Here is a 6,540-nt window from a genome sequence, read left to right as displayed (position 1 = left end):
ATCTGGGCGCTATTGGCGCACGATCGAAAGTATGAGCGCGCTTACGTCAGCACCAGAGCCGCATGAACAGATCGTTACGTAGCAGTTGATGAGTTTTACAACATGAGTACGTTGAAAGGTTGCGCAAGGTAATTGAGTGTGATGGCAAACAGGTCAGACCGGGACTCACGAAACCTGAACTTACTTTAGAGCCAAGAGCTCGTCAAAGAAATTAGGTGTGAGTCAGCGGATTCCATCAAGGCCAGCAGGGTTCAGTCTGCAACAGGGCCGGATATAAAACTGCATCCTTATCTGTTTGGCAGTACACAAAAAAACCTTGGCAAATAGGAGGCGTCCATATAAAAGTGAGTAGCTGCCGGGCTACCCCCGGCGTGCATCTACGGAGTCGTTAACGTTTTAAGTATCGACGAACCCTCGTCGCACGCGACAACACGCACTCCGCGGCCCATTTAACGGACCACGGAGTACATCCCGTGGCAGTCGAAAATCTAAATCACCCCAACAATTTCAACACCTGCTCCGCCACCGCAACCGAAGACGCCGGATTCTGCCCGGTAATCAAATTACCATCGGCAACCGCATAACTCTGCCAATCCGCCAACTTGCTATAATTCCCACCCAACCGCTTCAACTCGTCTTCCACCAAAAACGGCACAATATCCGTCAACTGCACAGCTGCTTCCTCACTATCTGAAAAGCCGGTAACCTTCTTACCCTTCACCAGCGGACTACCATCCGCAGCCCGCGCATGGCGCAGGACACCCGGTGCATGACATACCGCCGATACCGGCTTACCCGCTGCATACATGGTTTCGATCAATGCAATCGAATCCTTGTCTTCCGCCAAATCCCACAATGGACCGTGACCACCCGGATAGAACACTGCGTCATAAGACGCAGCTTGCACGCTCGACAGTTTAACTGTCGATGCCAATGCCGCCTGCGCCGCCGCATCTTTGCGAAACCGTTCAGTAGCCTCGGTTTGCGCATCGGCTTCGTCGCTCTTAGGATCGAGCGGCGGTTGTCCGCCTTGCGGCGATGCCAGCGTGATAGCGGCGCCGGCATCCAGGAAGGCATAGTAGGGCGCCGCAAATTCTTCCAGCCAGAAACCGGTCTTCTTACCGGTGTTGCCCAACTGGTTGTGGGAGGTAAGCACCATTAATATTTTCATCTGAATTCCTTTTGAGTGTGTGTTGCGTGATGTTTCATTCGTCGCCGGCGCGTATCACCAGCTTGCCGAAATTCTTGCCTTCCAATAAGCCGATAAAGGCTTGCGGTGCATTCTCCAGACCGTCTACGATGTCTTCCCGGAATTTGATTTTCCCGGCGGCGAACCAGCCGCTCATCTCCTTGAAGAATTCCGGGTAGCGATGGTAATAGTCAAAGATGATGAAGCCTTGCATCTTGATGCGGCGTACCAGCAGCCTGCCCATCAGTCCCGGCAGATTGTCCGGTCCTTGCGGTTTGTCGGTGGCGTTATAGTTAGCGATCAGGCCGCATACCGGTACCCGGGCGTGCAGGTTCAGCAGGGGTAGCACGGCGCTGAATACGGCGCCGCCGACGTTTTCAAAATACACGTCGATGCCTTTATCGCAGGCGGCTGCGAGCTGCTGCGGGAAATCGGCGGCGCGGTGGTCTACGCAGGCGTCAAAACCCAGTTCTTCCACCGCATACTTGCATTTGTCGGCGCCGCCGGCGATGCCGACTACGCGGCAACCCTTGATCTTGGCAATCTGCCCGACCACCGAACCCACGGCGCCGGTGGCGGCTGCCACCACTACGGTTTCGCCGGCTTGCGGCTGGCCGATGTCGAGCAAGCCCATGTAGGCGGTGAAGCCGGGCATGCCTAGCAGGCCCAGGGCGTAGGACGGCCTGGCGAGTTTGGCGTCGAGTTTGGTCAGGCCCTTGCCATCCGACAGTTCGTAGTCTTGCCAGCCGCTGTAGCTGAGGACCAGATCTCCGACTTTGTAGTCGGCATGTTCGGAAGCTGCGACGCGCGACACGGTGCCGCCGACCATCACTGCGCCGACCTCGACCGACGGCGCATAAGACGGGGCATCACTCATGCGGCCGCGCATGTAGGGGTCGAGTGACAGGTAGACGGTGCGTAGCAATACCTGGCCGGCGGCTGGCGTCGGCACCGGGGTTTCATCGATCTTGAAATTGTTGACAGTTGGCGCGCCGTGCGGACGCGAGGCCAGCAGGATACGGCGATTGACGGTCTTGCTCTGGGTTGTGCTTTGCGACATGTTGGCTACTCCTTCGGTGGAATAAATGCCTGCGATGTTCTGCCGGCTTGGGCGAAATTAGCTAAATATCAAACTAGATGCCAAATCAGATGCCAAATTTATAAGGCTGCTTCAAGAATGCTGCGGCTGACAGCCAGAGTATGGTCCTGATGCTCGCCCAGCGCTGTCATACCGTGTTTGTCCAGCTGCCCGAGCACGGTCTCGACCGCATCCTGGCCTAGTTCATAGTCCGACAGCCTGGTCTTGATGCCCAGGCTTTCAAAGAAATCACGGGTGCGTTCGATGGCCAGGTCGATACGCGCGTCTTCGCTGCCTTCGGTGATTTGCCAGACGCGCTCGGCGTATTGCAGCAGCTTGGCGCGCTTGCTGTTGCGCCGTATGGACAGCAGTGAAGGTAGCACGATCGCCAGCGTGCGGGCATGATCGATATCGTATTGTGCAGTCAGTTCGTGGCCCAGCATATGCGTGGCCCAGTCTTGCGGCACGCCGGCGCCAATCAGGCCGTTGAGCGCCAGGGTGGCGACCCACATCAGGTTGGCGCGGGCATCGTAGTCGTTCGGCTCGGCCAGAACGCGCGGTCCGGTTTCGATCAGGCTCAGCAGCAGACCCTCGGCAAAACGATCTTGCACCTGGCCTTGCACCGGATAAGTCAGGTATTGCTCGACGGTGTGGACAAATGCATCGACCACGCCGTTGGCGATCTGGCGCTCTGGCAGTGTGAAAGTCTTGCTCGGATCGAGGATTGAGAATTGCGGGAATACCAGCGGGCTGTGGAACGCCAGCTTGGCCTGTATCGATTTGCGGGTGACGACGCCGCCGTTATTCATTTCCGATCCGGTGGCCGGTAATGTCAGCACGCTGCCAAAGGGCAGGGCGCTGGTGATGTTGGCGCCGCGCTGGACGGCGATGTCCCACGGTTCGCCATTAAAGTTTGCGGCGGCTGCGACGAATTTTGTGCCATCGATGACTGAACCACCGCCCACAGCCAGCAGGAAATCGATGTTCTCGGCACGTACCTGAGCAACGGCCTGCATCAGCGTTTCGTAACTTGGATTGGGCTCGATACCGGCGAATTCATGGATCTCGCGCTTGCCGAGCGCAGTTTTGACTTCCGCCAGGGTGCCGGTCTTCCGGGCGCTGGAGCCGCCGTACAGAATCAGTACGCGGGCGTTGCGGGGAACCAGATCGGCTAGTTTGGCGATAGTGTCGCGGCCGAAAACGATCTTGGTGGGATTGTAGAATTCAAAATTCAGCATGCGGATTCCTTGAAAAGTAGACCGCTCAACTAATCGAACGGTAAAAAAAGCACGAGCTTGTGTCGTGCTTCAGGTTGGTGTCTGTGGTGCTTATGGTGTCTGCGGGTTCGGCGTTGCCAGGACATCCAAGGTAATCTCCATGGCGTTTTCGAGAGCGCTGCGATCCTGCTGGAGCTTTCCTAGCAGGCTGGCACCCAGCCATAACTGGTAAAGCATTTGCGCGGTTTTTTGCGGTTCCAGTTCGGCCCGCAGGGAACCATCGGCCATTCCTTCGGCGATGCAATCCGCCAGGCGCGCCATCACCTGCCGCGTGCCTTCGCATAAAACCAGGCGCATGTCATCCGACAGGTCGGCGACCTCGGCACTGAGTTTGACTACCAGGCATTTATCCATGGCTTCTGTGCCCGACTGCGTGTCGCGCCAGTGGCTCCAGTAACGCAACAGCCGTTCACGCGCAGGCTCTTGTGCTGGTTGCACCGCAATTTGCAAGACTTCTTCCAATGCTTGCAGGTAGTCGTCGACGTACTGTTCCATCAATGCCCGGCCGTATTGTTCCTTCGATCCGAAGTAGTGATAGAAGGAACCCTTGGGTATCGCTGCGGCACTCAAGATCTCGCTGAGGCCGACGCCCGAGAAACCTTTGACGGCAATGATTTTCTGGCCGGCGTCGAGGATGTGGCGCTTGGTTGTGTCGTAATTTGCTCTCATGGTGCATCCATTCTAATTCAAATTAGACCGGTCGTCTAATTGCTGCCGATTTTGCCGTGGTTGTCGCATGGAAAAATCAATGTCGATTCGATACCTGAGGTCGCGCCTGTAGTGCTTTGGCGACGTCTACCCATGCGTATGCATATCCGTTATGCTAGTGAGGTTTATTGTGCAATTTTCTTGTCTGAACGTTCGCATCCCTATACTAATTTTAGCGCCGCCCATGACATCCCGTACCAATCATCACCTCGATACCTACTTGTTACGCGTTTTGCACACCTTGTTGGTGGAAAAGAGCGTGTCGCGCACCGCAATCAAGCTGGGGCAGTCGCAGCCGACCATCAGCAACACGCTCAAGCGCCTGCGCGAGCTGACCGGCGACGCCATCCTGGTGCGCGGCAAGACCGGCATGGTGCCTACCGAACGCGGGCAGGAATTGCTGGCGCTGGCGAAACAGGGATTGGAAGTCATCGAACGAATCGCCGCGCCGGTGGCGGCCTTCGAGGCCGACAGCACGGCGCGGGTATTTCATATCGCCACGCCCGATTACCTGAACATGCTGCTGATCCCGTCCATCATCGAGCAGCTGCGCCGGCGCGCGCCCGGCGCCAGCCTGATGGTGCACGCGCTGGATGCCAATCTGGACTACGCCAGTGCACTGGAAAACGGCCGCTTCGACCTGGTGATCGGCAACTGGCCTGATCCGCCCGAACATTTGCATCTGGCGCAATTGTTCGATGACGATGTGGTCTGCATGATGCATCGCGATCATCCGGTAGCCAAGAAGGGTTTGACCCTGAAGTATTACCTGGAAATGCCGCACCTGGCGCCGACGCCTTATATTGAAGGGCACCGCAGCGGTATCGATGCGGCTTTGGCCGAGCAAGGCTTGAAGCGCAACGTGCAGGTGACGATTCCATACTTTGCACTGGTGCCGCACGTGCTCGCGAAATCGGATTTGATTTTTACCACCGGCCGGCAATTTGCCGAACACATCATCGCGGATTGGCCGATAGGCATGTTTACGCTACCGTTCGATATGCCGAAGATGCGTTTTTACATGCTGTGGCATGCGCGCTCGCATGTGGCGCCGGATGTGGTGTGGCTGCGCCGGCTGATCGCCGAAGTGTCGGCCGACCTGGGCAAGTCAGGCAAAAAATAAGAAAGAAATAGGGCGGGCGCCAGTGCCCACCCTACATCAGCTATCTCAATTATCGCTGTAGTCGACCGTTGGCCGCTGAGGCGATTTGCGTGAAGTCGCGCGCATGTATTGCGGCGCCCATGAGGTGACATCGTGCAATGCCTCGGCTGCGTGCAGCGGCCAGTAGGGATCGCGCAACAGTTCGCGCGCCATCAATACCAGATCGGCTTGTTCGGTGCGCAAGATGTGTTCGGCCTGGCCTGGATCGGTAATCATGCCGACCGTGCCGCTGGCGATGCCAGCCTCTTTTCTGACCCTGGCTGCGAATTGGGTCTGGTAGCCGGGGCCCACCGGGATGGTGGCAGCTGCAATATTGCCGCCGCTGGAAACGTCGATCAGATCGACTCCGGCGTCACGCAGCAGGCTGCTCAAGGCCACGGTTTCGTCGACATTCCAGCCGCCGTCAATCCAGTCCGTAGCGGACAGGCGTACCAGCAATGGCAGTTGCTCTGGCCAGACCTGACGCACAGCAGCTACTACTTCCAGCACCAGCCGCGCACGATTTTCAAACGAACCGCCGTACTGGTCGGTGCGATGATTACTGATCGGCGACAAAAACTGATGCAACAGATAACCATGTGCCGCGTGGATCTCAACTACCTTGAATCCGGCTTGATGCGCGCGCAATGCGGCATCGGCAAACGCCTTGACGATGCTCTTGATGCCATCGACGGCGAGCGCTCTGGGCGTGGTATAGCTGGCGTCGAACGGAATCGCCGACGGCCCGTCGGTTTGCCAGCCGCCTTGATCCGGCTCGACCCGGCCTTGCTGTTCTTCCCACGGGCGCCAGACGCTGGCTTTGCGGCCGGCGTGGGCCAGCTGGATGCCGGCAACCGTACCTTGCTGCTCGATAAAATGGGTGATGCGGCGCAGCGGCGCGATATGTTCATCTTTCCAGATGCCGAGATCCTGCGGCGAAATGCGGCCTTCCGGCAGCACCGCGCTAGCTTCGAAAATGATCAGGCCGGCGCCGCCCACTGCGCGGCTGCCAAGATGCACCAGATGCCAGTCATTGGCGAAGCCGTCTTCTGCCGAATACTGGCACATCGGTGCAACGGCAATCCGGTTCGCCAGCGTCACATCGCGTAATTTCAGTGGGGAAAATAAAAAGGTCATGTTCTTTTCC

The 6,540-nt window shown here is 57.6% G+C and carries 6 protein-coding genes; 1 reads left to right on the top strand and 5 read right to left on the bottom strand.

The window, feature by feature from the left end; genetic code table 11:
* Positions 1-493 precede the first annotated feature (493 nt).
* From BM205_RS10760 to BM205_RS10745, 4 genes are all read right to left on the bottom strand, one after another.
* Positions 494-1,171, bottom strand: a complete 678-nt coding sequence (locus BM205_RS10760; RefSeq protein ID WP_092414486.1) for a type 1 glutamine amidotransferase domain-containing protein — start codon at positions 1,169-1,171, stop codon at positions 494-496.
* A 34-nt stretch (positions 1,172-1,205) separates the two neighbouring features.
* A complete protein-coding gene (locus BM205_RS10755; RefSeq protein WP_092414485.1) occupies positions 1,206-2,249 on the bottom strand; it encodes an NADP-dependent oxidoreductase in 1,044 nt (347 codons plus the stop codon).
* 98 nt (positions 2,250-2,347) lie between these two features.
* Positions 2,348-3,505 (bottom strand): iron-containing alcohol dehydrogenase, encoded by a 1,158-nt coding sequence (locus BM205_RS10750; protein WP_092414484.1) that lies wholly within the window; start codon positions 3,503-3,505, stop codon positions 2,348-2,350.
* 90 nt (positions 3,506-3,595) lie between these two features.
* Positions 3,596-4,213, bottom strand: a complete 618-nt coding sequence (locus BM205_RS10745) for a TetR/AcrR family transcriptional regulator (RefSeq protein WP_092414483.1) — start codon at positions 4,211-4,213, stop codon at positions 3,596-3,598.
* A gap of 223 nt (positions 4,214-4,436) precedes the next feature.
* Here BM205_RS10745 and BM205_RS10740 point away from each other — a divergent pair, with 223 nt between their 5' ends.
* Positions 4,437-5,375: a LysR family transcriptional regulator gene (locus BM205_RS10740; RefSeq protein ID WP_092414482.1), complete on the top strand. Its 939-nt coding sequence runs from the start codon at positions 4,437-4,439 to the stop codon at positions 5,373-5,375.
* Between the two features lie 45 nt (positions 5,376-5,420).
* On the opposite strand, the gene BM205_RS10735 is transcribed toward BM205_RS10740, so the two are convergent.
* The gene (locus tag BM205_RS10735; protein ID WP_092414481.1) at positions 5,421-6,530 is read right to left on the bottom strand and encodes an NADH:flavin oxidoreductase/NADH oxidase; all 1,110 of its coding nucleotides are present in this window, start codon (positions 6,528-6,530) and stop codon (positions 5,421-5,423) included.
* Positions 6,531-6,540: the final 10 nt, after the last annotated feature.

The organism is Collimonas sp. OK307, from assembly GCF_900113705.1.
Lineage (GTDB): Bacteria > Pseudomonadota > Gammaproteobacteria > Burkholderiales > Burkholderiaceae_D > Collimonas.
Note: the sequence above shows the minus strand (reverse complement) of the source record. Positions and strands in the feature narration are given on the sequence as shown.